Source organism: Streptomyces sp. XM83C (genome assembly GCF_023072675.1).
Taxonomy (GTDB): domain Bacteria; phylum Actinomycetota; class Actinomycetes; order Streptomycetales; family Streptomycetaceae; genus Streptomyces; species Streptomyces thermocoprophilus.
Genome location: NZ_JALLGL010000066.1, coordinates 1 through 23,229 on the forward strand (window position 1 = coordinate 1; position 23,229 = coordinate 23,229).

The 23,229-nt window shown below is 73.3% G+C and carries 21 protein-coding genes; 11 read left to right on the forward strand and 10 right to left on the reverse strand.

All coding sequences use genetic code 11. From position 1 onward, the window contains the following. Positions 1-167: 167 nt before the first annotated feature. Positions 168-452, reverse strand: a complete 285-nt coding sequence (pspAA, locus tag MTQ10_RS10490) for a PspA-associated protein PspAA (RefSeq protein ID WP_247465105.1) — start codon at positions 450-452, stop codon at positions 168-170. A 22-nt stretch (positions 453-474) separates the two neighbouring features. Further along, positions 475-1,269 (reverse strand): PspA/IM30 family protein, encoded by a 795-nt coding sequence (locus MTQ10_RS10495; RefSeq protein WP_247465108.1) that lies wholly within the window; start codon positions 1,267-1,269, stop codon positions 475-477. Positions 1,270-1,506: 237 nt separating this feature from the next. Between MTQ10_RS10495 and MTQ10_RS10500 the strand changes: the two genes are divergently transcribed. From MTQ10_RS10500 to MTQ10_RS10510, 3 genes are all read left to right on the forward strand, one after another. Then, positions 1,507-2,136 (forward strand): DUF3043 domain-containing protein, encoded by a 630-nt coding sequence (locus tag MTQ10_RS10500; RefSeq protein ID WP_247465111.1) that lies wholly within the window; start codon positions 1,507-1,509, stop codon positions 2,134-2,136. Positions 2,137-2,219: 83 nt separating this feature from the next. Next, positions 2,220-2,921 carry a class I SAM-dependent methyltransferase gene (locus MTQ10_RS10505; protein ID WP_247465153.1) on the forward strand — a complete coding sequence of 234 codons (702 nt, stop codon included), beginning with the start codon at positions 2,220-2,222 and terminating at the stop codon, positions 2,919-2,921. 74 nt (positions 2,922-2,995) lie between these two features. After that, positions 2,996-4,069 carry a S1C family serine protease gene (locus tag MTQ10_RS10510; protein WP_247465113.1) on the forward strand — a complete coding sequence of 358 codons (1,074 nt, stop codon included), beginning with the start codon at positions 2,996-2,998 and terminating at the stop codon, positions 4,067-4,069. Positions 4,070-4,120: 51 nt separating this feature from the next. Here MTQ10_RS10510 and MTQ10_RS10515 read toward each other — a convergent pair whose 3' ends face one another. After that, on the reverse strand, positions 4,121-4,333 hold the full coding sequence (locus MTQ10_RS10515; RefSeq protein WP_247465114.1) for a hypothetical protein: 213 nt from the start codon (positions 4,331-4,333) through the stop codon (positions 4,121-4,123). A 112-nt stretch (positions 4,334-4,445) separates the two neighbouring features. Between MTQ10_RS10515 and MTQ10_RS10520 the strand changes: the two genes are divergently transcribed. Further along, positions 4,446-5,654, forward strand: coding sequence for a bifunctional adenosylcobinamide kinase/adenosylcobinamide-phosphate guanylyltransferase (locus MTQ10_RS10520; protein WP_247465117.1), 1,209 nt, complete (start codon positions 4,446-4,448; stop codon positions 5,652-5,654). Between the two features lie 294 nt (positions 5,655-5,948). On the opposite strand, the gene MTQ10_RS10525 is transcribed toward MTQ10_RS10520, so the two are convergent. Continuing rightward, a complete protein-coding gene (locus MTQ10_RS10525; RefSeq protein WP_247465120.1) occupies positions 5,949-6,860 on the reverse strand; it encodes a class I SAM-dependent methyltransferase in 912 nt (303 codons plus the stop codon). A gap of 171 nt (positions 6,861-7,031) precedes the next feature. Between MTQ10_RS10525 and cobT the strand changes: the two genes are divergently transcribed. From cobT to MTQ10_RS10540, 3 genes are all read left to right on the forward strand, one after another. Then, positions 7,032-8,162 (forward strand): nicotinate-nucleotide--dimethylbenzimidazole phosphoribosyltransferase, encoded by a 1,131-nt coding sequence (cobT, locus tag MTQ10_RS10530; protein WP_247465123.1) that lies wholly within the window; start codon positions 7,032-7,034, stop codon positions 8,160-8,162. A gap of 262 nt (positions 8,163-8,424) precedes the next feature. Next, positions 8,425-10,167, forward strand: coding sequence for a phosphatidylglycerol lysyltransferase domain-containing protein (locus MTQ10_RS10535; RefSeq protein WP_247465126.1), 1,743 nt, complete (start codon positions 8,425-8,427; stop codon positions 10,165-10,167). Further along, positions 10,164-10,898, forward strand: coding sequence for a hypothetical protein (locus MTQ10_RS10540; protein WP_247465156.1), 735 nt, complete (start codon positions 10,164-10,166; stop codon positions 10,896-10,898). The genes MTQ10_RS10535 and MTQ10_RS10540 overlap by 4 nt, the downstream gene beginning before the upstream one ends. Here MTQ10_RS10540 and MTQ10_RS10545 read toward each other — a convergent pair. Then, positions 10,793-11,560, reverse strand: coding sequence for a hypothetical protein (locus MTQ10_RS10545; protein WP_247465129.1), 768 nt, complete (start codon positions 11,558-11,560; stop codon positions 10,793-10,795). The two genes, MTQ10_RS10540 and MTQ10_RS10545, sit on opposite strands and share 106 nt — an antisense overlap. Before the next feature lie 114 nt (positions 11,561-11,674). On the opposite strand from MTQ10_RS10545, the gene MTQ10_RS10550 reads away from it, so the two are divergent. Further along, positions 11,675-12,469: an adenosylcobinamide-GDP ribazoletransferase gene (locus tag MTQ10_RS10550; RefSeq protein WP_247465132.1), complete on the forward strand. Its 795-nt coding sequence runs from the start codon at positions 11,675-11,677 to the stop codon at positions 12,467-12,469. 14 nt (positions 12,470-12,483) lie between these two features. Here the strand turns inward: MTQ10_RS10550 and MTQ10_RS10555 are convergent, their stop codons facing one another. The 5 genes from MTQ10_RS10555 to MTQ10_RS10575 form a co-directional block, all read right to left on the reverse strand. Further along, on the reverse strand, positions 12,484-13,299 hold the full coding sequence (locus MTQ10_RS10555) for an endo alpha-1,4 polygalactosaminidase (protein ID WP_247465159.1): 816 nt from the start codon (positions 13,297-13,299) through the stop codon (positions 12,484-12,486). A gap of 32 nt (positions 13,300-13,331) precedes the next feature. After that, the gene (locus MTQ10_RS10560) at positions 13,332-13,982 is read right to left on the reverse strand and encodes a spherulation-specific family 4 protein (protein ID WP_247465135.1); all 651 of its coding nucleotides are present in this window, start codon (positions 13,980-13,982) and stop codon (positions 13,332-13,334) included. Next, positions 13,979-15,493 carry a hypothetical protein gene (locus MTQ10_RS10565; RefSeq protein WP_247465138.1) on the reverse strand — a complete coding sequence of 505 codons (1,515 nt, stop codon included), beginning with the start codon at positions 15,491-15,493 and terminating at the stop codon, positions 13,979-13,981. The genes MTQ10_RS10560 and MTQ10_RS10565 overlap by 4 nt, the downstream gene beginning before the upstream one ends. Continuing rightward, complete coding sequence (pelF, locus tag MTQ10_RS10570; protein ID WP_247465141.1) at positions 15,490-17,013, reverse strand: GT4 family glycosyltransferase PelF; 1,524 nt, start codon at positions 17,011-17,013, stop codon at positions 15,490-15,492. Before pelF ends, MTQ10_RS10565 begins: the two co-directional genes overlap by 4 nt. Positions 17,014-17,098: 85 nt before the next feature. After that, positions 17,099-19,132: a hypothetical protein gene (locus MTQ10_RS10575; RefSeq protein ID WP_247465143.1), complete on the reverse strand. Its 2,034-nt coding sequence runs from the start codon at positions 19,130-19,132 to the stop codon at positions 17,099-17,101. Positions 19,133-19,507: 375 nt separating this feature from the next. Between MTQ10_RS10575 and MTQ10_RS10580 the strand changes: the two genes are divergently transcribed. The 3 genes from MTQ10_RS10580 to MTQ10_RS10590 form a co-directional block, all read left to right on the forward strand. Then, positions 19,508-21,034: a leucyl aminopeptidase gene (locus tag MTQ10_RS10580; protein WP_247465146.1), complete on the forward strand. Its 1,527-nt coding sequence runs from the start codon at positions 19,508-19,510 to the stop codon at positions 21,032-21,034. A gap of 466 nt (positions 21,035-21,500) precedes the next feature. Beyond that, positions 21,501-22,889, forward strand: coding sequence for a dihydrolipoyl dehydrogenase (gene lpdA, locus MTQ10_RS10585; RefSeq protein ID WP_247465149.1), 1,389 nt, complete (start codon positions 21,501-21,503; stop codon positions 22,887-22,889). 60 nt (positions 22,890-22,949) lie between these two features. Further along, a partial coding sequence (locus tag MTQ10_RS10590) for a biotin/lipoyl-containing protein (protein ID WP_308404556.1) occupies positions 22,950-23,229 on the forward strand: 280 nt, incomplete at its 3' end.

Here is a 23,229-nt window from a genome sequence, read left to right on the forward strand (position 1 = left end):
GTGCGTCGGGGCCCGGCGGTGGACGCGCGGCGGCGGGGGTGGGGCGGCCTCGGCGGACGGCGGCCTCGCAGGGCCCCGAGCGCAACGAGGGCCCGGCCGGAGGCGGCCCCGCGCGACGAGGCCCCGGCAGGGGCCTGCGCCCCCGCCGGGTGTGGAGTCCGTACGTGTCAGACGGCGCCCGGGATCAGGCCGTCGTCGCTGAGCAGTTCCCGGACCTCCTCCAGCGTGGCGTCCGGGGACGGCAGGATCAGCTCGGACGGTTCCAGGGAGTCGTCCGGCAGGGAGGTGCCCAGCTCACGGACCTTGTCGAGCAGCGCGGAGAGGGTGCGGCGGAAGCCGGGGCCGTCGCCGTTCTCGATCTCGGCGAGCAGCTCGTCGTCGAGCTTGTTGAGTTCGGCGAGGTGGCTGTCGTCCAGCCTCACCTGGCCCTCCCCCATGATCCGTACGATCACGTCGCCCTCCTGGGTTCGGCCCCTACTGCTTGTCGAAGCGCGGGGTGTCCTGCGGCTGCTGCTGGGACTGTCCCTGGCCGGTGCCGCCCTCGATCGCCTGGCGGTCGGTGGTGCCTCCGGCCAGTTCGGCCTTCATGCGCTGGAGTTCCAGCTCTACATCCGTACCACCGGAGAGCCGGTCCAGCTCGGCCTGGATGTCGTCCTTGTGCATGCCGGACGGGTCGTCGAGAGCGCCGGAGGCGAGCAGCTCGTCGATGGCGCCGGCCCGCGCCTGCAACTGGGCGGTCTTGTCCTCGGCCCGCTGGATGGCCAGGCCGACGTCGCCCATCTCCTCGGAGATGCCGGAGAAGGCCTCGCCGATACGGGTCTGGGCCTGCGCCGCGGTGTAGGTGGCCTTGATGGTCTCCTTCTTGGTGCGGAAGGCGTCGACCTTGGCCTGGAGGCGCTGGGCCGCCAGGGTGAGCTTCTCCTCCTCGCCCTGGAGGGTGGCGTGCTGCGTCTCCAGGTCGGTGACCTGCTGTTGCAGCGCGGCCTTGCGGGACAGCGCCTCGCGTGCCAGGTCCTCACGGCCCAGCGCGAGTGCCTTGCGGCCCTGGTCCTCCAGCTTGGAGGACTGCTGCTGGAGCTGGTTGAGCTGGAGCTCCAGGCGCTTGCGGGAGGTGGCCACGTCGGCCACGCCCCGGCGCACCTTCTGCAGCAGCTCAAGCTGCTTCTGGTACGAGTAATCAAGGGTCTCGCGCGGGTCCTCGGCCCGGTCAAGGGCCTTGTTCGCCTTCGCGCGGAAGATCATCCCCATACGCTTCATGACACCGCTCATGGGCTTCGCGCGCCCCCTTCTGACGGACTCCAGCTCCAGCTCTGCGACAGAACCCACAGTACGGGCCCTGCATCCATTACCGCACTGTCCGGGGGTGGATGCGCTCCTCCCCGAGGACGATCGCGCCCCCGGCCGGTCCGGCGTAAGGAGTAGGTGATCCTCGGGGTCGCCGTGGAAGTGCTGTCCCCTGTTGAGACGTCCGGTGTTGCCGGATCGTTCCCCATGGGGCATGGGTCCATGCGCCGGAACCCCGTACCCTTGGCTTTTGTGTTCCGTAGCCGTGCCAAGGAAGAGAAGGCCCCGGTCGCCGACAAGGCGCCGCTGACCGACTCCAAGCAGCCCCGTGACCCGCAGGCCCCGAAGGGCAGGCCCACGCCCAAGCGCAGTGAGGCCCAGACCCGGCGCCGCAGCGTGGCCCACACCCCGACGAACCGCAAGGAGGCCGCCAAGCGCGCCCGCGAGGAGCGCCGGCAGGCGCTGGAGCGCCAGCGTCAGGCGCTGGCCAGCGGCGACGAGCGGTATCTGCCGGCCCGTGACAAGGGTCCGGTTCGGCGCTTCGCCCGTGACTTCATCGACTCGCGGTTCAACGTGGCGGAGTTCTTCCTGCCGATGGCCGTGGTCATCCTCGTGCTGAGCGTGGTCCGGGTCAGCCAGATGCAGGCGATCGCGCTGCTGCTGTGGCTCGTTGTGATCGTGCTGATCGTGCTGGACTCGATCGTCACCGGTTTCCGTCTGAAGAAGCGGCTGAACGAGCGCTTCCCCGACCAGAACAAGCGCGGCGCGGTCGCCTACGCCCTGATGCGTTCCCTCCAGATGCGCCGGCTCCGGCTGCCCAAGCCGCAGGTGAAGCGCGGAGAGCGGCCCTGAGCACGACGTCGTTCTCCGGGGGTGCGGCCAGGGCCTGGCTGGGCAGGCTGGGCGGGCTGCGTGATGTCGTGCGTCAGGAGCTGGTGGCGCGCCAGCTCGACGAGCAGATAGCCGGGCGCTTCCCGGTCGGGCAGCGGCTGCGGGTGCTCGACGTGGGGATGGGCCAGGGCACGCAGGCGCTGCGGCTGGCCCGCGCCGGTCACAAGGTGACCGGTCTCGAGCAGGACGCGACGATGATCGCCGTGGCCCGTGAGGCGCTGGCCCAGGAGCCCGAGGGCATCCGCGAACGCATGCGGATCATGGAGGGCGACGGCCGGGAGACCGGCGTGCACTTCCTGCCCGGTAGCTTCGACGTCGTGCTGTGTCATGGCGTGCTCATGTACGTGGAGGAGCCCGACCCTCTGCTCGCGGGGCTGGCGCGGGTCCTCGCACCCGGCGGGCTGCTGTCGCTGCTGGTGCGCAACGGCGACGCGCTGGCGATGCGGCCGGGCCTGTACGGCGACTGGGCGGGCGCGCTGACCGCGTTCGACACCACCGCGTACCGCAACCGGCTCGGCCTGGACGTCCGCGCGGACCGGCGTGAGGCGCTGACCGCGACGCTCGCCGGGATCGGCGCCCCGCTGCACGCCTGGTACGGCGTACGGGTCTTCACGGACACCGCGGCGGACGACGCCCCCGTCCCCGACGACATCGACTCGCTGCTGGCGGTGGAGGAGAGGGCCGGGCGGACCGACCCGTACCGGGGTGTGGCGGCGCTGCTGCACCTGTGCGGGGTGCGCGGCTGAGCGCCGTACGACGGTCTCACCCGGTCGGGTGAGCTGCGCGGGCCGGTCCCTCGCCGGGCGGTGAGACTCGGCCCATGGACGCTCACGCTCCCCGCCCTGCCGCCCTCCGCGTACCGGCTGTCGTGGCGCTGCTGGCCGTGACGCTCACGCTGTCGGCGTGCTCCGGCTCCCCGGACCGCGCGGAACGGCCGACGAGGCAGGCCGCGCAGCCCGCCGCGGCCCGGCAGGCCTCCGAGCTTCAGAACGCGTACCAGAGGGTCATCCGGGACGTCCTGCCGTCGGTGGTGCAGATCGAGGGAGAGCAGGAGCTGGGCTCCGGCGTGGTCTACGACGACCGCGGGCACATCGTCACCAACGCGCATGTCGTCGCCGACCAGAAGCGGTTCAAGGTGACCACCGCCAACAGCGAGGAGCCGCTGTCCGCGACGCTCGTCTCCTCCTACCCGCAGCAGGATCTGGCCGTGGTGAAACTGGACCGGGTGCCGACGGGGCTGCGGGCGGCGACGTTCGGGGACTCCGCGAAGGTGGAGGTCGGGCAGATCGTGCTGGCCATGGGCTCCCCGCTGGGGCTGGCGTCCAGCGTGACGCAGGGCATCGTCTCGGCGACCGGGCGGACCGTCACCGAGCCCGGCTCGGGCGGCCGTGCGGGCGCCACGATCGGCAACATGGTGCAGACCTCCGCGGCCATCAACCCCGGCAACAGCGGGGGCGCGCTCGTCGACCTCGACGGGCAGGTCATCGGCATTCCGACGCTCGCGGCCGTCGACCCGAGCATGGGCAGCGCCGCGCCCGGCATCGGGTTCGCGATCCCCGCGTCGACGGTGAAGTCGATCGCCGGGCAGATCGTCCGGGACGGCAAGGTCACCGACTCGGGCCGGGCGGCGCTCGGCATCACCGGCCGCACCCTGGTGAACGACCAGTTCCAGCCCGCGGGCGTCGCCGTGGTCGAGGTCGCCGAGGGCGGCGCCGCCGACAAGGCGGGACTGCGGCCGGGGGACGTCATCACCGGGCTGGGCGACACGGAGATCACCACGATCACCTCGCTCGCCGAGGCCCTCGCGGACGACCGGCCGGGTGAGCGCACAACGGTCACCTACACCCGTGGCGGCGAGTCCAGGACGGCGGACGTGACACTCGGCGAGCAGTGAACGGGGCGGCGGCCGGGACACGGCCGCCCTCCCCTCCTGTCTCCGGGTACGTCAGGACGCGTCGGCGTGCAGGCTCATCGGCCCGTAGATCTCCGTGGCGTCCTCGAACAGCCGCACCTGGTCGGCGCCGCCTTCCTGAAGCGCCTTCCAGTGCTCGCCGATCCAGGACTCGGCGTCCCCCTGCGTGGTGAACTCCTCGGGCTCCACCGCGGGCTGGACCTCCGTCCCGTCCGCCTTCTCGAACCGCCACGTCCATGCCGCCATGTACGCCTCCCAGCTGTGATCACCCGCAGAGCGCGGGCCGGATCTCGGTCCGGCTCCCGCACCGAGCCTAGCCGGACGCGCAAGACCCGGGGCGACAAGGGAAAATCGGGGCGTGGAAGTGACTCTGCTCGGCACCGGTGCCCCCGAGGGCCTGCCCCGCCCCGACTGTCCCTGCGCGGCCTGCGCGACCGCCCTCGGCGACGACGCCCGCGCGGCGACGGCACTGCTCGTGGACGGCACCCTGCTGCTGGATCTGACGCCCGGTGCGGCGTTCGCGGCGGCACGGGCCGGGCGGTCGCTGGGCGGCGTACGACAAGTACTGCTCACGCATCCCGGCAACGGGCCCGCCGTGGAGGTCCCCGCCGGGCTGCCGCAGCCCGGGCGGGTGCCGGACGGGCGGGAACTGGCGCTGCTGACGGGGCATCGGGTGCGGGCGGTCGCGATGGACACGCCGGGCACCGGATACGCCGTCACCGGGCCCGACGGGCAACGGCTGCTGTATCTCCCGCCGGACGGGGCACCGGCCGGGCTGGAGGAGGGCACGCCGGCGGCGGAGCCGTACGACATGGTCCTGCTGGACGTCGTGGGGCGCCCGGACGCGCTGGCGAAACTGCGGGCGGTGGGCGCGGCCGGGCCGACCACCGATGTCGTCGCCGTCCACCTCGGCCATGAGGTGCATCCGGGCGCGGAGGTACGGCGCCGGCTCGCCGCGGCGGGCGCGCGGGCCGTGCCGGACGGTACGACGCTCACCGTCGGGGCGTACGAGGACGTGCCGGACGTGCCGCGCCGCACGCTGGTGCTGGGCGGCGCCCGGTCCGGGAAGTCCGTGGAGGCCGAGCGGCGGCTGGCGTCCTTCCCCGACGTGGTGTACGTCGCGACCGGCGGCACGCGCGGCGGCGACCCCGAGTGGGCGGCGCGGGTCGCGGCGCACCGGGAGCGGCGGCCGGGGTCCTGGCGGACCGTGGAGACCTGCGAGGTGCTGCCGCTGCTGGCGGAGGAGGGGCCGCCGCTGCTGCTGGACTGTCTGTCCCTGTGGCTGACCGACGCGATGGACTCCGTCGGGGCGTGGGACGACGCGGAGTGGGCCGACGGGGGTGAGCGGGCGCTGCGGGAGCGGGTCGCCGGGCTGGCGGCGGCGGTGCGGGAGGCTCGGCGGGTGGTGGTGCTCGTGTCCAACGAGGTGGGGTCGGGCATCGTGCCCGCGACGGCGGCGGGGAGGAGGTACCGGGACGAGTTGGGGCGGCTGAACGCCGCGGTGGCCGACGAGTGCGAGTCGGTACTCCTGGTGGTCGCGGGCCAGCCCCTGACCCTACGGGGCTGAGCCCCCCTCAGGGCGTCGCCCTGCCCCGCGCTGCGCCTCCGGCACGCCCCGGCGCCACAGGTCACCCGGCGGGTGCGGGCGTCGGGGGTGGGTCGCACCACCCGGCACTGACGGGGCGCCTCCCCCGGAGGGGGACCCCCCGCGCCCCAGCGGCACGACTGCCCGCAGCCACATGGGAACACGCCCCGCCTGCCACGCCCTCAGGGGCGCGGCGAACTGGGCGACCAACCCCCATTGGCCCACGGGTGAGCACGAAGGCGCAGCCACCCCGAGGGGGCGCGGGGTACTGCGCGGTCAGAGTGGTTTGTGGGCGAGCACTCGGTACGTGTTGGTGAAGGGCGTGCGGCTCAGCAGGGGGGCCAGTGCGATGTCCGTCGCGTGGGCCGTGGTCACCAGCGCGCGGGCCAGGGGCGTGGGCAGCCCGCGGCCGAGGCGGAGGTCGAGGGCTGTCGACAGGTCCGTCGGCCGGTGGGCGGTGACACGGTCCTCCTCCAGCACCCGGCATCCCGTGCCCTCCAGTTCGGCTCGGACGTTCGGCAGGGGCAGGAGTTGCAGGTGGTGGGGCTGGGTGTGGGCGTGCCACCACTTGCCCAGCAGGGACGCCCACGCGCTGTCGGGGTCCGGCAGCTCCAGGACCAGGTAGCCGCCGGGCCGCACCGCGTCCACCGCCGCCCGCAGTTCGGCGCGCGCGTCCGGTGCGCGGACCAGGGAGCCGAGCAGGCTCACCACGTCGTACCGTCCGCGCAGCCGCCGCGGCAGGCCGGGACGGCCGAGGTGCCCGACGTACGCCTCCTCGATGCGTTCCTCCTCGGCGGCGGCCGTGACCCGCTCCGTGGGGTCGGTGCCGTCGAAGGACGTGTAGGGGAACAGCTCCTTCACGGCGGCGGGGAAGGCCGCGTCGCCGGTGCCGACGTCGAGCCAGCTCTCTGGCTCCGGGCAGTACCGTCGCACCGCCCGCCCGGTCCCCCGGTGGTCCCGGCGGCGCGCCCTGCGCCACACGGTCCCGGCGGCGCCGTACAGCGCCAGTCCTTCGGGGGTGAGCCGGGGGTTCTGGAAGACGTGGGTGCAGGCGCGGCACTCGTCGAGTGTGAACGTGCCGGGTCTGCCGTGCCGCAGGTCGGGTGCGCGCAGCCGGGTGCGCGGGCCGGGCGCGCCGCACCAGGGGCAGTCGTCGCGGCGGGGTTCGTGGATGGGCCTGGTGGGCATGGGCGGCTCCCGGTGGGGGACGAGAGGGACGCGCGACCATCGCGTGACGATCCGCAGCAAACGGAACGTATGGGATACCGATCTTGGGTGCAACGACGTGGCGACGGCGTGGTGCGGCCTCGTGTCACCGCCGCGTCGGGGCGTTCGCCGGCTGCCGGTACTGTTCGGCGAATGAGCTCGCTTAATCTCGACGACTTCACGGATCTGATCGAGCGTCCGGACGGCGGTACCCGCCGTGACGCGGAGGCGCGCCGGGAACGTCGGATCGTGCCGCCCGGTTCGCTGGGGCGCCTCGACGACCTGGGTGAGTGGCTGGCTGCGGCGCAGGGTGCCGTACCGGTGCGGCCGGTGGACCGTCCGCGGGTGGTGCTGTTCGCCGGGGATCACGGGATCGCCGTGCAGGGCGTGTCGGCGCGGCCCGCGGGCAGCGCGGTGGAGCTGGTACGGGACGTGCTGGAGGGCGCGCGCCCGGTGTCGGTGCTGGCCCGGCGGTTCGACGTGCCGGTGCGGGTGGTCGACATGGCGCTGGACTGCGATCCGGGGTCGCTTCCCGCCGACGTGGTGCGGTACCGGGTGCGGCGGGGCAGCGGCCGTATCGACGTGGAGGACGCGCTGACCCTGGAGGAGGCCGAGGCGGCGTTCCGGGCGGGCATGGCGGTGGCCGACGAGGAGGTGGACTCGGGGACGGATCTGGTGGTCCTCGGCGATCTCAGCGTGGGCGGCACCACGGCGGCCGGGGTGCTGGTGGCGGCGCTGTGCGGAACGGACGCGTCGGTGGTGACGGGCCGGGGCGGGCTCGCCATCGACGACCTGGCGTGGATGCGCAAGTGCGCGGCGATCCGTGACGCGCTGCGGCGGGCCCGGCCGGTGCTCGGGGACCAGCTGCGGCTGCTGGCGACGGTGGGCGGGGCCGACCTGACGGCGATGACGGGTTTTCTGTTGCAGGCGGCGGTGCGGAAGCTGCCGGTGATCCTGGACGGGGTGGTCGGCGCGGCGTGCGCGCTGGTGGCGCAGCGGATCGCGTTCCGGGCGCCGGACTGGTGGCTGGCCGGGCAGGCCTCCGGGGAGCCGGGGCAGGCGAAGGCGCTGGACCGGATGGCCCTGGAGCCGCTGCTGGACCACGGGGTGACGGTCGGTGAGGGCACGGGGGCGCTGCTGGCGCTGCCGCTGGTGCAGGCCGCGGCGGCCCTGGCGGCGGAGCTGCCGGAGAAGCCGGACGACACGAAGACCGACGACGCCGGGACCGGCGAGACTCCGGCGGACGGCACGGGCAAGGACGGCACCGAGCCCGGCGGCGCCTAGACCGGCGGCACCGAGCCCGGACGCGCGGACCGGCGGCACCGAGCCCGGACCGGCGGCACCGGACGGGGTACCGGACCGGCGGCACCGGACGGGGTACCGGACCGGTGGCACCGGGACGGGGGGACACGCGGTCCGGCAGCCCATGGCCCGGCACCACCGAAGTCGGCGGCGCCCGGCCTGGTGCCGGCGCCTGACGACGGGGCGACCACCCCATGACCGATGTGCGCGGTTTGCGGCAAAGGCGCCCATATGATCGCGCTTCATGGGGAATGCCCGATTGGGAACTGCCCGAGCCGCCGCTTTCGCCGTCTGGTATCTGCGGGTCGTCGCGTTCGTCAACTTCCTGGGTGCGGTGTGGGTCTGGCTGGGCCAGGACGTACGACGGCACAACCAGGAGAACCTCTTCACGCCGTACCTGCTGACGGCCGGGTTCGCTTCGGGGGTCTTCACCGCGTTCCTGGCCGTCACCATGCGGCGCCGCAAACGGGCCGCATGGATCCTCAACCTGGTGCTGAGCGGGTCGTTCCTCGCGCTGTTCGCCGTGGCGATGGCGTTCCCGGAGGTGCGGCGGCACGCGCAGAACTGGGTGTCCCTGGCTCTGACGGCAGTGTTCGTCGCCGCGCTGCTGCTCGGGCGCCGTGAGTTCTACGCCAAGGGCGACCGGGCCAACCCGAGGCTCGCGGCGGCCGTCGCCGGGGGCGGGCTGCTGGTGTGCTCGCTGCTGGCCGCGCTGCTGGTGACGGCCACCGACCGGGGGCCGGGGCACGCCGGTTTCCCGGACCGCTGGTGGTACGGCACGCTGCGGCTGGTGTCGGTCGCGCCGGACGAGGCCCGCGTCGCCGGGATCGCCCCGCCGACCTGGGTGGACGTCACCGTCAACGCGCTCAGCACGGCACTGGTCCTCGCGGTGCTGTATGCCGCGTTCCGTTCCCGGCGTGCCGTCGATCCGCTGACCGCGGAGGACGAGAAACGGCTGCGGGAGCTGCTGGAACGGCACGGCGAGCGCGACTCGCTCGGCTATTTCGCGCTGCGCCGGGAGAAGAGCGTCGTGTGGTCGCCGACCGGGAAGGCGGCCGTCGTCTACCGCGTGGTCGGAGGCGTGGCGCTGGCCTCCGGTGACCCGCTGGGCGATCCGGAGGCCTGGCCGGGCGCGATCGCGCCGTGGTTGGAGCAGGCCCGTGCGCACGGGTGGATCCCGGCGGTGATGGGGGCGAGCGAGGAGGCCGGGACCGTGTACGCGCGGCACGGTCTGGACGCCCTCGAACTCGGCGACGAGGCGATCGTGGACGTCGCCGAGTTCACCCTGGAGGGACGCGCGATGCGCACCGTGCGGCAGGCGTACAACCGGGTGCGGCGGGCCGGGTTCACGGTGCGGATCCGGCGGCACGAGGAGATCCCGGCCGCCGAGATGGCGGCGCTGGTGCGGCGGGCGGACGCCTGGCGGGACGGGGCGACGGAGCGCGGGTTCAGCATGGCGCTGGGCCGGCTGGGCGATCCCGAGGACGGCCGGTGCGTGATGCTGGAGTGCGCCGACGCGGACGGCGAGCCGAGGGCACTGCTGTCGTTCGTGCCGTGGGGGCCGAACGGGCTGTCGCTGGATCTGATGCGGCGCGACCGCGGCGTGGACGGACCGGCGAACGGCCTGATGGAGTTCATGGTCATCGAGCTGCTGCGGCGGGCCCCCGAGATGGGGATCACGCAGGTCTCGCTCAACTTCGCGATGTTCCGTTCGGTCTTCGAACGTGGCGCCCGGCTCGGCGCCGGTCCGGTGCTCCGGCTGTGGCGGTCCCTGCTCAGCTTCTTCTCCCGCTGGTGGCAGATCGAGTCGCTGTACCGGGCCAACGCCAAGTACCGGCCCATCTGGGAGCCGCGGTTCCTGCTCTTCGAGAAGAGCGCGGATCTGCCCCGTATCGGCGTGGCCTCCGCCTGCGCCGAGGGATTCCTGGAGGTGCCGGGCCTGCTGCCGGCCCGTCTGCACCGTGGAGACCTGGAGACATGTCGATGAGTCGCTTCGCCCGCTGGGCGCGCGCCGAATGGGGGCCGCTGTACACGGCGGTGCGCGGACCACTGGTGGCGCGGCGCCTGCGTGCGGTGCCGATGACACTGGCGGCGGTGTGCCTGACCGCGGTGATACAGCTGGTGCAGAACCAGTCGTGGGGCTACCGCCCGGTGCAGAACCTGGGCGCGGTACGGGCCGAGGACCCGCTGTGGTCGGCGCTGCTGCGCACCCCGCTGTCACTGTTCGTACCGGCGCTGGACCTGCCGGTGTGGGGGGCGCTGGCGCAGATCCTCCTCGTGTTCGGCATCGCGGAGATCTGCCTAGGCCGGTGGCGGACCCTGGCCGTGGCGTACGGCGCCACGCTCGCCGGCACCCTGTACGCCCGGCTGGGTGTCTGGCTCGGCCCGGACAGCCCGCTGGGGCTGCCCGCGTCGGACGCGCGGGTCGTCGATACGGGGCCGTCGGCGGCGGTGGTGGGCCTGGCGGTGTACGTGGGCTGGCGGTACGGCGCGTATGTGACGGCGGGCGCGGTGGTGCTGGCGATGGTGGTCGAGGTGCTGCTGAAGGCGAACCTGGCCGGCAAGGAGCATCTCGCGGCGATCGCGGCGGTGCTGGTGGCCTGCGCGGTGGGTCAGTGGCGTTCGACGGCCCGGCGGGACTCCTCCGGGTCGGGCCGACCGCCCAGCCAGTCCTGGAGGGCACGGCGCGGGCGGGACCAGCGCCGGTCGTGGCGGTAGGCGCGCAGGGCGGCCTTGGCGCGGGCGCGGGGGCGGCGCCGGTAGAAGCGCTTGGCCCACAAGGACGCGGGGCGGGCCAGCCGGATCGCGCCGATCAGACCGACGAACGGCACGATCACACTGAACACCGCCATGCGGGGCTTGCCCTTGGCGAGGACGATCAGCGCGAAGAGGAAGTTGACCGCGATGGTCGAGATGACCTGACCGCGGTCCTGGAGTTCGTCCTCGCTCATGTCGTTGACGCCGAACGGGGAGAAGCCCACCACCCACAGGCCGACGAGAGCCGCGGTGAGGACGACGGCCTCGACGCTCTTGCGGCCCTCCTCGGTCCAGTACACGTCGTCCAGGTGCAGGATCAGCGCGAACTCGTCGAGGACGAGCCCGGCGCCCACCCCGAAGACGACGGCGGCGATGTACGAGCCGAAGCCGTGCCGCCCGCTCGCGACCGCGCCGAACCCTCCGACGAGGGTGAGGACGACGCCGGGCACCACGTGGTGGATGTGCACGCCGCCCGCCTCGACATTGCCGAAGGGGCCCTTGCCCGCCCGGATCAGCCGGGTGATGACCCGGGTGACCAGAAAGGTGACGACGAACGCGGCGAGGGCGAGCAGCAGCGGGAGCTTTCCCGGCTCCGCGATGTTGCGCTGCCACCAATCGCCCATGTCGTGCACTTTATCCACGGGGTGCAGGGGCCGCCTCCCTCACTGCTCCCGTCAGCTCCGGTCCCCGCTCCCCCGCTGCTCCGCGCTCCTGCGACCGCCGGGTAACCTGCGCCGGTGTCCACGACCCCCGCGCCCTCCGCTCTGCACGGCCTCCGTTTCGCCTTCGGCACGCTGACCGTGCTGCCGGTCCGTGTCCACCGCTGGGACCGCACGGCGGCACGCGGCGGCATGCTGTGCGCGCCGCTCGCCGGGGCCGTCGTCGGCGCGGCGTCGGCGGGCCTGGGACTGCTGCTGCTGTTCCTCGGCGCCGGGCCGCTGCTCGCCGCGGTGGCCGGGGTGGCCGTACCGGCGGTCCTGACCCGTGGGCTGCATCTGGACGGTCTCGCGGACACCGCGGACGGGCTCGGCAGCAACAAGCCGGCCGAGGACGCGCTGAAGATCATGAAGCGGTCGGACATCGGCCCGTTCGGGGTGATCACCCTCGTCCTGGTGCTGGCGGCGCAGGTGGCCGCGCTGACGCAGGCGTACGACGGCTCGTGGGCGCGGGGCGCGCTCGCGGCGGTCGTCGCGGGTGCCGCGTCCCGGCTGGCGCTGACCCTGGCGGCCCGTGCCGGGGTGCCGGCGGCCCGCCCGGAGGGGCTGGGCGCGGCGGTCGCCGGGGTCGTGCCGCGGGGCGCGGCGGCGGGCGTGGTCCTCGCGGTGGCCGTCCCGGCGGTGCTGTGCGGGCTGCCGCTCGGCCCGGCCGACGCGGTCCGCGCCGCTGTCGCGGTTCCGGCCGCGGCGGTCGCGGCGGAGCTGCTGCTGCGGCACTGTCTGCGGCGGTTCGGCGGGGTCACCGGGGATGTGTTCGGCGCGCTGGAGGAGACGGCGACGACGACGGCCCTGCTGGTGTTCGCCCTCGGCGGCTGAGCCGGGCGGGCGGTTCAGCAGGGCCGGCGCCAGGCTCCGAGGTCGTACTTCTTCAGCATGGAGCTGAGCCGCAGGGTGCGGGAGGCGGCGCAGAACCGCTCGGTGGGCAGCTCGTACTCGACGTGGAAGACGGCCTTGCCGGCCCGCACGAACGGGGTCAGCTCCTCGCACTCCCCGTACTGGGCGCACTGCTCGTTGACGGCGAAGTCGAAGTCGCCGACCAGGTCGGGGATCTGGTCGAGGTCGTTCTTCAGGCCGACGGCGAGGCCGCGTTCATGGGCGAGCCGGGCCACCAGCCGGTTGTAGCGGAGCTGGTCGCCGGCGGTGAGGGGGAAGCCGGTGGTGTTGCGGTAGCCGTCCATGTTGTCCGGTTCGACCGCGTCGAAGCCCTTCGCCCGGCACAGGTCGAGGCGGGCCGCGATCAGCGGGGCGAGGACGTCGGTGCGGCGGATGTCGAGCCAGCGCTCGCCCTCCCAGCCGTTGCCCTTGCCGAGCAGGGAGCGGGGGAACTTCGCGGCGTCGGGCCGCCAGTCCTCCCAGGCGCCGGTCGACAGATAGCAGATGACCTTGCGGCCCTGCCGGTGCAGGGCGGCGACGGTGGCCGCGGAGTGGTCGAAGCCGTCGATGTCGTACACCGGCACGTCCACGGAGGTGTCGAGACGTCCGCTGAGCTGCCACTGCCAGGGGGTGCCGGGCCGGGGCTGCCAGCGCCCGACGGGCGGTGTGCCCGTCGCGGGCGGTGTGGTCCCGGCCGGTTTGCCGTCCGGGCCGGACGTGGTGCACGCGGCCACCAGCAGGAGCAGCGCGACGAGAAGCAGCGGCCGTCCCATCGGGCGGCCCCGGGCGGTGCGGGTACGAACAGTCACCGGGCGGGCTCCAGGGTGTGCGGCAGCGTTCCCCAAGGATGATCTCCCGTGCCGGGCACCGCACAGTGCAGGTCGGCGCCGCGCGCCCGGGCGAGGGCGGCGCAGTCGGCGCCGGCGGGGACTCCGTGCACGAGGTGGCAGTGGCGTACGCCCGCCGCGCCGGCGGTCCTCGCCGGGCGCAGGGTGCGGTACGTCTCCCAGTCGCCCTCGAAGGTGACGAGGACGTCGGCGATCCTGCCGTACCAGGGGTGGGGCGAGGTGCCGTGGTTGAGGGCGAGGGCGGTGCAGCCGACGCCCCAGGCGGCGACGGCGAGCCGCTGGTAGTGGGTGAACTCCTCCGGCCCGGACGCCACCTGGTCGAGGAAGAAGCCGTCGGTGCGGTACCAGTCGCGGTACCGGGCGAGGTCGCGGGCGACGTCGGCGGGCGGGCGGCGGCCGTAGCCGGTGTCGGCGTACCCGAGGACCCGTACGCCCGCCTCCCGCAGCCGGCCGGCGGCCTCGGCGAACGCCGCGTCGGGCCGGTCGCCGGGGCCGCTCGCCGGGTTGAGGACGACGCCGTACAGGCGGGGTGCCGCCGCGAGGAGGGCCGCCCACTCGGCGGGGCGGGCCGACGGATGCTCGTAGTAGGGGACCAGCAGGGTGCTCATCGGTGCGCGGTCGCCCTTCCCAGCAGGGCGCAGACCAGCACGGCCTGGACCGTGGCCGCCGTGCCGTACACGGTGACGGCGACGGTGTGCGGGCCGGCGGTGTGCGCGACGAGGGCGGCGGTCTGCGCGAGCGCCGCCAGGCAGCACACGGCCGCGGCGCTGAGCACGGCGCCGAAGGACTGGAGCAGCAGGCCCGTCCACAGCACCACGCCGAGCAGCAGCAGACCGGTCAGCCGCGGCCCGGTCAGGGCGGGCGCGTGCGGCCACAGCGCGCAGGCGGCCAGCGCGAGCAGCGACAGGACGGCCAGATAGGCGCCGAGGCACCCGGCGACCGTGCGGGCCGTGGCGCGGCGGAAGGCGCGTGTGCTCTCGCAGGAGCGCAGACCGGTGAGGCTGCCGCTGCGGAAGCGGTGCAGCAGCCACTCGGCCGGGCCCATGCTGAGGGTGAGCGCCACCGCCGCCGGCGCGGCGAGCGCACTGTGCTGCTGCCCGGCGAGGACGTCGCCGAGCGCCGAGTACAGCACGAGGACCCCGCTGCCCAGACCGAACAGGGCGTACGGCAGGGACCCGGTGAGCCACAGGGGCGCCGCCCGGTCCGGTGTGACGGACGTGCCGAACGCGCCGTACGGCAGCAGCGCGGTCAGGCCCGCCGTCCAGCTGCCCTCCCCCAGCTCCTTGACGGCGGGGGCGACCTCCAGCAGGCCGAGGACGAGGACCGCCGCCAGCGAACCCAGCAGCAGCGCCAGCCGCGCCGCCACGGGCACGGGCGCGGCGAGGGAGACGGTGGCGCCGGCGGCCATCGGCAGCAGCGCGGCCAGCAGGGCGCGTTCGCGGCCCATGACCAGCAGGGCGGTGGCCGCGCCCAGGTAGCAGGACTGCCCGGCGGCGAAGGCGACCGCGGCGGTGCTCGCCTGGCCGGCGGCGGCGAGAGCGACGAGGGTGCCGAGGAGGGCGCCGACGGGTGAGCCGATGAGCAGGCAGCGGCGGGCGGCGGAGCGGTCGCCGAGGCCGAGCCAGGTGTAGGCGCGGTGGGCGAGGCCCTGGTTCCACGTCCAGCCGGTCAGCGCGCCCGCGAGCAGCGGGACCGTGCCGGCGGGCAGGCCGAGGTCCTTCGGGCCGGCGAGCAGCGGCGCGCCGAGGACGTAGGCGAAGCCGGGCAGGGCGAAGACGACGCCGCGCAGCAGACACCCGAGCAGCCCGGCCTGCCACGGGTCGTGGGGCGGGCCGTCGGGTTCCGGGTAGCGGCGTTCGACGCGTTCGTAGAGGGTCTCGGCGAGGGCGAAGGAGTTCCGCAGCCCGTACCGTTCGCGGATCTGGTCGTCGGAGAGCCCGTCGGACTCCAGCAGCGCTGCGATCTCGTCCGGGTGGACGGCGGCGGCTATGAAGTCCTCCAGCCGGTGGGCGAGTTCGTCGACCGGGTCGGGCTGGGCCCAGCGCGGGGAGCGCTGGCGGGGCACGGCGGGCAGGGTGTCGGGGCGGGCGCCGGGCGGCAGCCACACGCTGCCGCTCACCAGCCGGTCCCGTCCGTCGCGACGGCCGCGTACCAGGGGTCGCGCAGTTCCAGTGTCCAGTCGGCGACCGTCTCCACCGTCGGTTCGTACACCTCGGGCAGTCCGGCGAGTTCCTGGTAGATGGTGCGGAAGTTGTCCACGGAGCGGCGCAGGGTGAACCGGTCGATGACGCGTTGCCGGGCGAGCGCGCCCAGGTCGAGGCGGCGCCGGTCGTCGCGGAGGAGGGCGAGCGCGGCGGCGGCCATCTTCTCCGGTTCGCGCGGCGGGACGACCAGGCCGGTGTCGCCGACGGCCTCGCGGACCCCGCCGACATCGGTCGAGACGGTCGTACGGCCGCAGGACATCGCTTCGAGGATGGAGAACGGGAAGCCCTCGGAGACGGACGACAGCATCACGATGTGTCCTGCGGCGTAGGCCCGCCACACCTCGGAGACCCGGCCCTCGAAGGTGACGCCGTCGGTGACGCCGAGTTCGGCGGCGAGTTTCTCCAGGCGGGTGCGGTAGGCCTCGCCGCCGGGCGGGACGGGACCGAACAGGCGCAGCCGGGTCTCGGGGAGTTCGGCGCGCACCGCCGCGTAGGCGTGCAGCAGGGTCTCCAGGTCCTTGATGGGGTCGATACGGCCGCACCAGGTGAGGGTGGGCACGTCCGGTTCGGGGCCGGCGTGCGGGAAGGCGTGCGGGTCGACGCCGTTGTAGACGGTGCGGATCTTCGCGCTGTCGGCGCCGCCGCGTTCCTCCCAGCGGCGGTTGTACTGGTTGCAGGGGGTGATGAGGTCGGCGGCGCGGTAGCCGAGGGAGTTCAGCTCGCGGTAGAAGCCGAGCATGAACGCCTTGACGGGCCAGCGCTGGGCGTCGCGGCGGTAGCCGAGATAGCGCTCGCGCAGGTAGATGCCGTGCTCGGTGAGGAGGAACGGCACCCCGTCCAGGTGGCGTGCGGCGAGCGCGGGCAGGGTGGCCAGGCCGCTGCTGACGGCGTGCGCGACGGACTCCTCGGGGATACGCACCCCGAGCGGGCGCAGGGCGTGTTCCAGCAGGTCGGTGGCGGTGAGCGCGTCATGGACGGTGGGCCGGGCCGCAGCCGTCGGCAGGTGCGGCATGGTCCAGGTCCACATCAGGGCGCGCAGCGCGGTCTCGGTGCGCAGCGCGGCGGTGAGGGTGCCGGCGCGGGCGAGGGCGGCCAGCTCGTACAGGGCCTCGCCGAAGTCGCAGCCGGCGCGGGGGTCCAGGAAGGACAGCAGCAGCCGTTCGTAGGAGTCGGTGAAGCGGCGCAGGGCACGGCCGCGGGGCGGGCGGCGGCGGCCGGGGCGTGGGCCCCAGGTGGGCACGGTGCGGTGGCAGACGATGTTGTGCGGCAGCTCCCAGGTGACCGGTTCGCGGCCGGTGCCGGTGATGGAGACGACGTGGAAGTCGACCTCGGGCATGCCCTTGACGAGCTGGTCGCACCAGGTGCTGACGCCGCCGTGGACATGCGGATAGGTGCCTTCGGTGAGCATGGTGACCTGACGGCCCGTGCGCGTCATGCGCGGTTCCCCCCTGTGGAACATGGTCGGCTCGAAAGCGCACCCCGGCGGGTCGGGCCGGGGTGCGCGCGGGCGTGGATGCTTCCTACGGCAGCTTCAGGGTGAGCGCGGACTGCAGCAGGGCCGGCTGGTCCCAGCCGGTGCGCTTGCCCGCGTACGGCGTGCCGAAGGCGCTCGTGCCGAGCAGGAGCTGCTTCTTCGTGCCGTCCGGCACGGTCACCGGGATCAGCGTCCCGGAGGGGGCCTTGACGGTGACGGTGTTGCCGATGCGGTACGCCGTGACCTTGTTGGCGGCGATGGCGGCCTGCCAGTCGGCGCGGCGCTTCAGCTCGGTGCCGATGGCGCTCTGCCGCAGGTTCTCCAGCGGGGTGTTGTCCGCGAACAGGGCCCGGTAGTCGGCGAGGACCTTCTCCAGGACCGGGTAGAGGATGCGGTCCTCGGCGAGGTTGGACTGGTGGGCGTAGTGCGGCCTCGGGTCGTTGGAGATGGCGTGGCCGAGGTCGGTGCGGGCCTCCTGGGGGACGATGTAGGAGTCGTAGCCGGTGGCCGTGTCGAGCGGGGCGTCCAGGCAGGTGGAGGCGGGGTTGTCCTCGCAGGCGCCGCTGCCGCCGTCGGCGCGGGAGGTGTAGACCCAGTTGTACTCGTCGGCCATCTCGGCCTTGGTGCCGACGTTGTAGTACACGTTCATCGGGTAGCGAGGCACCGTCAGGGCGCTGCCGACAGCGCGCTGTTCGGGCTCGCGGCTGTTGTCGGACGCGGCCCACTTCACGCCGTTGTCGGCGAGGGCACCGGCCAGGTTCGGGTTGTCCTGAGGCTGCTGCGGCAGCGACTTCAGCCCGGAGTGCTCGCCGGTGACCAGCTCCGTGCGGTCCAGGGTGAGGCCGCGGGCGCGGGCCCAGTTGTGGTTGTCGGCGATCTGTGCGGAGATCTCGGCGCGGCTCATCCACTTCGTCGTGCCGTCGGGGTTCTTCGCGCAGCTCCACGGCACGTTCGTGGTGTCCTGGACGCAGCCCAGGTACGGATGCGTGTACGTGTGGTTGACCCAGCGGTACTGCGCCTTGTCGGCGAGCATCCGGTCGGCGAGCGCGTCCGTGCCGCCGTGCTCGCTCTTCCACTCCTCGCCCGAGCCGGCGTTGAAGACCATGTCGAGGGTGAAGCCGTGGTCCTTCTGCCACTGGGCGGCGTACGCGGCGTCCTGGGCGGTCATCCGGATCGGCGTGGTGCCCTCGCCGTCGCCTCCGGCGCAGTCGAAGTCGCCGGGGGTGCAGTTGCGTTCGGTGTCCCAGCGGCTGTCGGGGGCGAAGACGTCGTCGACGTGGACGGCGAAGTAGTTGCGGGCCTGCCCGAGGTGCACCCCGCCGGTCAGCCATTCGACGACGCCGCGGGCGAGCAGCCGGAACTGCTGCTGGTACTGGTTGTAGGCGAAGGTCACGACGAGTTCGCGGCGCCCGTCGTGCGCGTACTCGCCCAGCAGGCTGCCGCTGCCCTGGCCGCCGGGGACGGGGATGTCGACGTAGCTGGTGAAGCCGGTGCGGGGGCGGGCGACGTAGCCGTAGCTCTCCTGCACGGTGGGTGAGACGTCCTCGAACGCGAAGGCGCCGTCGAGATAGCCGAAGGGGCCCGCCTTCCCGGCGGCGGTCACAAACGCCTGACGTCCGTCGAGGCTGCCGGCCCAGCCGCCCTCGGTGGTGTAGTCGAGGCCGACCTCGGGGTGGGCCCAGGTGTAGGCGTCGACCTGCGGGATGCCGTACGTCCGCTCGTACGTCTCCAGCGCGGTCTGCTCGGCGGAACCCGCGCCGAACGGGGCCTCGTTGGGCAGAACCACGCCCTGGTACCTGGCCCGGGGTGTGCCGCTCACGGTGTCGGCGAGGAACGCCGCGTCGATCACCGGGCGGCCCGGGTCGTTCAGGTTCACCGTCGTGTAGGGGATGCCGGTGCTCCTCAGCTGGGCGGCGATGGCCTGCACGGAGCTGTCCCCGTTGTCCACCACGAGCACCTTCAGGTCGATACGCGGCTGGGTCGCCGCCGCCGCGCCGGGCACCCCGAGGCAGAGTGCCGTCAGTCCCCCCGCCGCCAGCAGGGCAGCGGCCGTCTTCGTTCTGTGCGCACCACGCGCCATGGTCGGTTCCTTCCCCCCCCAGACGATCCCCCTCGCGAGTGACCGGCCCGTAAGGGCCGATTCGTGGAGGATCCGTGGAAATCATGCAAAGCGGTGAGCGTGTCTCTCACCGGAACCCGATGAGTGTGACCCAGCTCATGAGTGCGAGGATCAGAAAATCGTCATGACGCCACCCACGCGTGAACGGTCGCAGGAATGAGCGAACGCCGGGTGGCGCGTAGTCTCGTCCCGGGTGTCCCGTACCAGTTCGCCGCGCTGGTCACGGACCCCGGTCGGACCGCTCCCGCACGCCGGATCTAGTGTCGGCCGTCGGGTCCGGCCGACCCACACCGTTCGGCCGCAGAAATTTCACATCGGAAGCGAGAATTCACCACCGTGACTGCTCTCACTCTCAGCACCGCCGCGGCGCCCGGGCTCCGGGCCGACGCGATCGTGATCGGCGTCGCCAAAGGCGCCAAGGGCCCGGTCGTCGCGTCCGGCGCCGAGGCTGTCGACCAGGCCTACGACGGCCGGCTCGCCGGAGTCCTGGAGACCCTCGGGGCCTCCGGTGCCGAGGGCGAGGTGACGAAGCTGCCGGCCCCGGCCGGCTTCAAGGCTCCGCTCGTGGTGGCGGTGGGCCTGGGCGCCGAGCCCGACAAGGACGCCGGGTACGACGGCGAGGCGCTGCGCAAGGCCGCCGGTGCCGCCGCCCGCGCGCTCGCCGGCTCGAAGAAGGCCGCGTTCGCGCTGCCGGTGGCGGACGCCGCCGACGCAGGCGCGATCGCCGAGGGCGTGCTCCTCGGCGCGTACTCCTTCGACGCCTACAAGGAGGCCCCGAAGGACGCCGAGGCGAAGAACGGCAAGGCCCCGCTCGGCGAGGCCGCGCTGCTCGGCGGCAAGCCGCGCGACGCCGCGTTCAAGGCGGCGGTCGCCCGCGCGACCGCGGTCGCCGAGGAGCTGAACCGCGCCCGTGACCTGATCAACACCCCGCCCAACGACCTCACCCCCGAGGCCTTCGCCGCCGTCGCCCAGGCCGCGGCCAAGGAGCACGGCATCAAGGTCCAGATCCTGGACGACAAGGCCCTCACCAAGGGCGGCTACGGCGGCATCCTCGGGGTCGGCGGCGGTTCCGCCGCGACGCCGCGGCTGGTGAAGCTGTCGTACACCCACGCGAAGGCGGAGAAGCACCTCGCCTTCGTCGGCAAGGGCATCACCTACGACTCGGGCGGCATCTCGCTGAAGCCGGCCGGCCACAACGAGACCATGAAGTGCGACATGAGCGGTGCCGCCGCCGTGTTCGCCGCGGTCGTCACCGCCGCCCGTCTTCAGCTGGAGGTCAACGTCACCGGCTGGCTGGCGCTCGCGGAGAACATGCCGTCGGGCTCCGCCGTCCGTCCGGGTGATGTGCTGCGCATGTACAGCGGCAAGACGGTGGAGGTGCTCAACACCGACGCCGAGGGCCGGCTGGTGCTCGCCGACGCGCTGTGGGCGGCGTCGGAGGAGAAGCCGGACGCGATCGTGGACGTGGCGACCCTGACCGGCGCGATGGTGCTGGCACTGGGCAGCCGCACCTTCGGCATCATGGCCAACGACGACGCGTTCCGCACCGCCGTGCTGGAGGCCGCCGAGGAGGTGGGCGAGCCGGCGTGGCCGATGCCGCTGCCGGAGCACCTGCGCAAGGGCATGGACTCGCAGGTGGCCGACATCTCGAACATGGGCGAGCGGATGGGCGGCGGCCTGGTCGCCGGTCTCTTCCTGCGCGAGTTCGTGGGCGAGGGCATCACCTGGGCGCACCTGGACATCGCCGGGCCCGCCTTCAACGAGGGCGGCCCGTTCGGGTACACCCCGAAGGGCGGCACCGGCTCGGGTGTGCGGACCCTGGTGCGGCTCGCGGAGCTGACGGCCGCGGGCGACCTGGGCTGACATGACGGGGCCCGCCCGGACCGGCGCCGCCGCCCACGGGGGCGCGCGGGCCGGGCGGTTCCCGGACACGCGTGGCGGGCGATTCGTGGACGCGGGCCGGGCGGAGCCGGATGTGTGCCGGTCCGCTCGTCCGCGCGGGCTCCGCGCCGTCGTAACGGCACTCCGTGCGGCGCCCGGACCCGCCGTACGACCGCTTCGTACGAGCTGCGGATCGCCGTACGACGGACACGCCCGCACGGGGGCGGACACCGCCGCTCGCCGCACGCCTCACGGCCCCCGGCCGCCGCACTGATCGCAAACGTGCCACGTCTCACACACCGGCCCCGCGTCTCCTCGGCCACCGACTAGTGCGAAGATGGGGCTCGGCAGGACAGGGCCCCACCGAAGGGCCGAAGAACGAGCGGCCGGACACCAGCCGCCTGCCGGTCACTGGAGACCGGTGGCGCACATGCATGGAGGACGTGACGTGGCGAACGACGCCAGCACCGTTTTCGACCTAGTGATCCTCGGCGGTGGTAGCGGTGGTTACGCCGCGGCCCTGCGCGGGGCGCAGCTGGGCCTGGACGTCGCCCTGATCGAGAAGGACAAGGTCGGCGGTACCTGCCTGCACCGGGGTTGCATCCCCACCAAGGCCCTGCTGCACGCGGGCGAGATCGCCGACCAGGCGCGTGAGGCCGCCCAGTTCGGCGTCAAGACCTCGTTCGAGGGCATCGACATCGCGGGTGTGCACAAGTACAAGGACGAGGTCATCTCGGGCCTGTACAAGGGCCTGCAGGGCCTCGTCGCCTCCCGCAAGGTGACCTACATCGAGGGTGAGGGCCGGCTGTCCTCCCCCACCTCGGTGGACGTCAACGGCCAGCGCATCCAGGGCCGCCACATCCTGCTGGCGACCGGCTCCGTGCCGAAGTCGCTGCCCGGCCTGGAGATCGACGGCAACCGCATCATCTCCTCCGACCACGCCCTCGTGCTGGACCGGGTGCCGAAGTCCGCCATCATCCTCGGCGGCGGTGTCATCGGCGTCGAGTTCGCCTCGGCGTGGAAGTCCTTCGGTGCCGACATCACGATCATCGAGGGCATGAAGCACCTCGTCCCCGTCGAGGACGAGAACAGCTCCAAGCTCCTGGAGCGCGCGTTCCGCAAGCGCGGCATCAAGTTCAACCTGGGCACCTTCTTCCAGAAGGCCGAGTACACCCAGGACGGTGTCAAGGTCACCCTCGCCGACGGCAAGGAGTTCGAGGCCGAGGTGCTGCTGGTGGCCGTCGGCCGCGGCCCCGTCTCGCAGGGCCTGGGCTACGAGGAGGCCGGGGTCGCCATGGACCGCGGCTACGTCCTCGTCGACGAGTACATGCGCACCAACGTCCCGACCGTCTCCGCGGTCGGTGACCTCGTCCCGACCCTCCAGCTCGCGCACGTCGGCTTCGCGGAGGGCATCCTGGTCGCGGAGCGGCTCGCCGGTCTGAAGGTCGTCCCGATCGACTACGACGGTGTCCCGCGGGTGACGTACTGCCACCCGGAGGTCGCCTCCGTGGGCATCACCGAGGCCAAGGCCAAGGAGATCTACGGCGCGGACAAGGTCGTCGCTCTGAAGTACAACCTGGCGGGCAACGGCAAGAGCAAGATCCTGAAGACCGCGGGCGAGATCAAGCTCGTCCAGGTCAAGGACGGTGCGGTGGTCGGCGTCCACATGGTCGGCGACCGTATGGGCGAGCAGGTCGGCGAGGCCCAGCTGATCTACAACTGGGAGGCGCTGCCGGCCGAGGTCGCCCAGCTCATCCACGCCCACCCGACGCAGAACGAGGCGCTCGGCGAGGCCCACCTGGCCCTGGCCGGCAAGCCGCTGCACGCGCACGACTGATCCCTCGGTCGACGAAGCGACGACACAGACTTCCGCAACTCGTAAGGAGCAACCGAAACCATGGCGGTTTCCGTAACCCTTCCGGCGCTCGGCGAGAGCGTCACCGAGGGCACCGTCACCCGCTGGCTGAAGGCCGAGGGTGAGCGCGTCGAGGCCGACGAGCCGCTGCTCGAGGTCTCCACCGACAAGGTCGACACCGAGATCCCGGCGCCCGCCTCCGGCGTGCTGCTGGAGATCGTGGTCGGCGAGGACGAGACCGCCGAGGTCGGCGCCAAGCTCGCCGTGATCGGCGCTCCGGGTGCCGCCCCGGCCGCCGCTCCGGCGCCCGCCGCCGCTGCCC

Bases quoted from the DNA above. Each gene is read 5' to 3' on its own strand.
- MTQ10_RS10495 (WP_247465108.1), bottom strand. From the start codon at position 1,269: ATGAGCGGTGTCATGAAGCGTATGGGGATGATCTTCCGCGCGAAGGCG.
- MTQ10_RS10500 (WP_247465111.1), top strand. From the start codon at position 1,507: ATGCGCCGGAACCCCGTACCCTTGGCTTTTGTGTTCCGTAGCCGTGCC.
- MTQ10_RS10510 (WP_247465113.1), top strand. From the start codon at position 2,996: ATGGACGCTCACGCTCCCCGCCCTGCCGCCCTCCGCGTACCGGCTGTC.
- MTQ10_RS10515 (WP_247465114.1), bottom strand. From the start codon at position 4,333: ATGGCGGCATGGACGTGGCGGTTCGAGAAGGCGGACGGGACGGAGGTC.
- MTQ10_RS10525 (WP_247465120.1), bottom strand. From the start codon at position 6,860: ATGCCCACCAGGCCCATCCACGAACCCCGCCGCGACGACTGCCCCTGG.
- cobT (WP_247465123.1), top strand. From the start codon at position 7,032: ATGAGCTCGCTTAATCTCGACGACTTCACGGATCTGATCGAGCGTCCG.
- MTQ10_RS10535 (WP_247465126.1), top strand. From the start codon at position 8,425: ATGGGGAATGCCCGATTGGGAACTGCCCGAGCCGCCGCTTTCGCCGTC.
- MTQ10_RS10540 (WP_247465156.1), top strand. From the start codon at position 10,164: ATGAGTCGCTTCGCCCGCTGGGCGCGCGCCGAATGGGGGCCGCTGTAC.
- MTQ10_RS10545 (WP_247465129.1), bottom strand. From the start codon at position 11,560: ATGGGCGATTGGTGGCAGCGCAACATCGCGGAGCCGGGAAAGCTCCCG.
- MTQ10_RS10555 (WP_247465159.1), bottom strand. From the start codon at position 13,299: ATGGGACGGCCGCTGCTTCTCGTCGCGCTGCTCCTGCTGGTGGCCGCG.
- MTQ10_RS10560 (WP_247465135.1), bottom strand. From the start codon at position 13,982: ATGAGCACCCTGCTGGTCCCCTACTACGAGCATCCGTCGGCCCGCCCC.
- pelF (WP_247465141.1), bottom strand. From the start codon at position 17,013: ATGACGCGCACGGGCCGTCAGGTCACCATGCTCACCGAAGGCACCTAT.
- MTQ10_RS10575 (WP_247465143.1), bottom strand. From the start codon at position 19,132: ATGGCGCGTGGTGCGCACAGAACGAAGACGGCCGCTGCCCTGCTGGCG.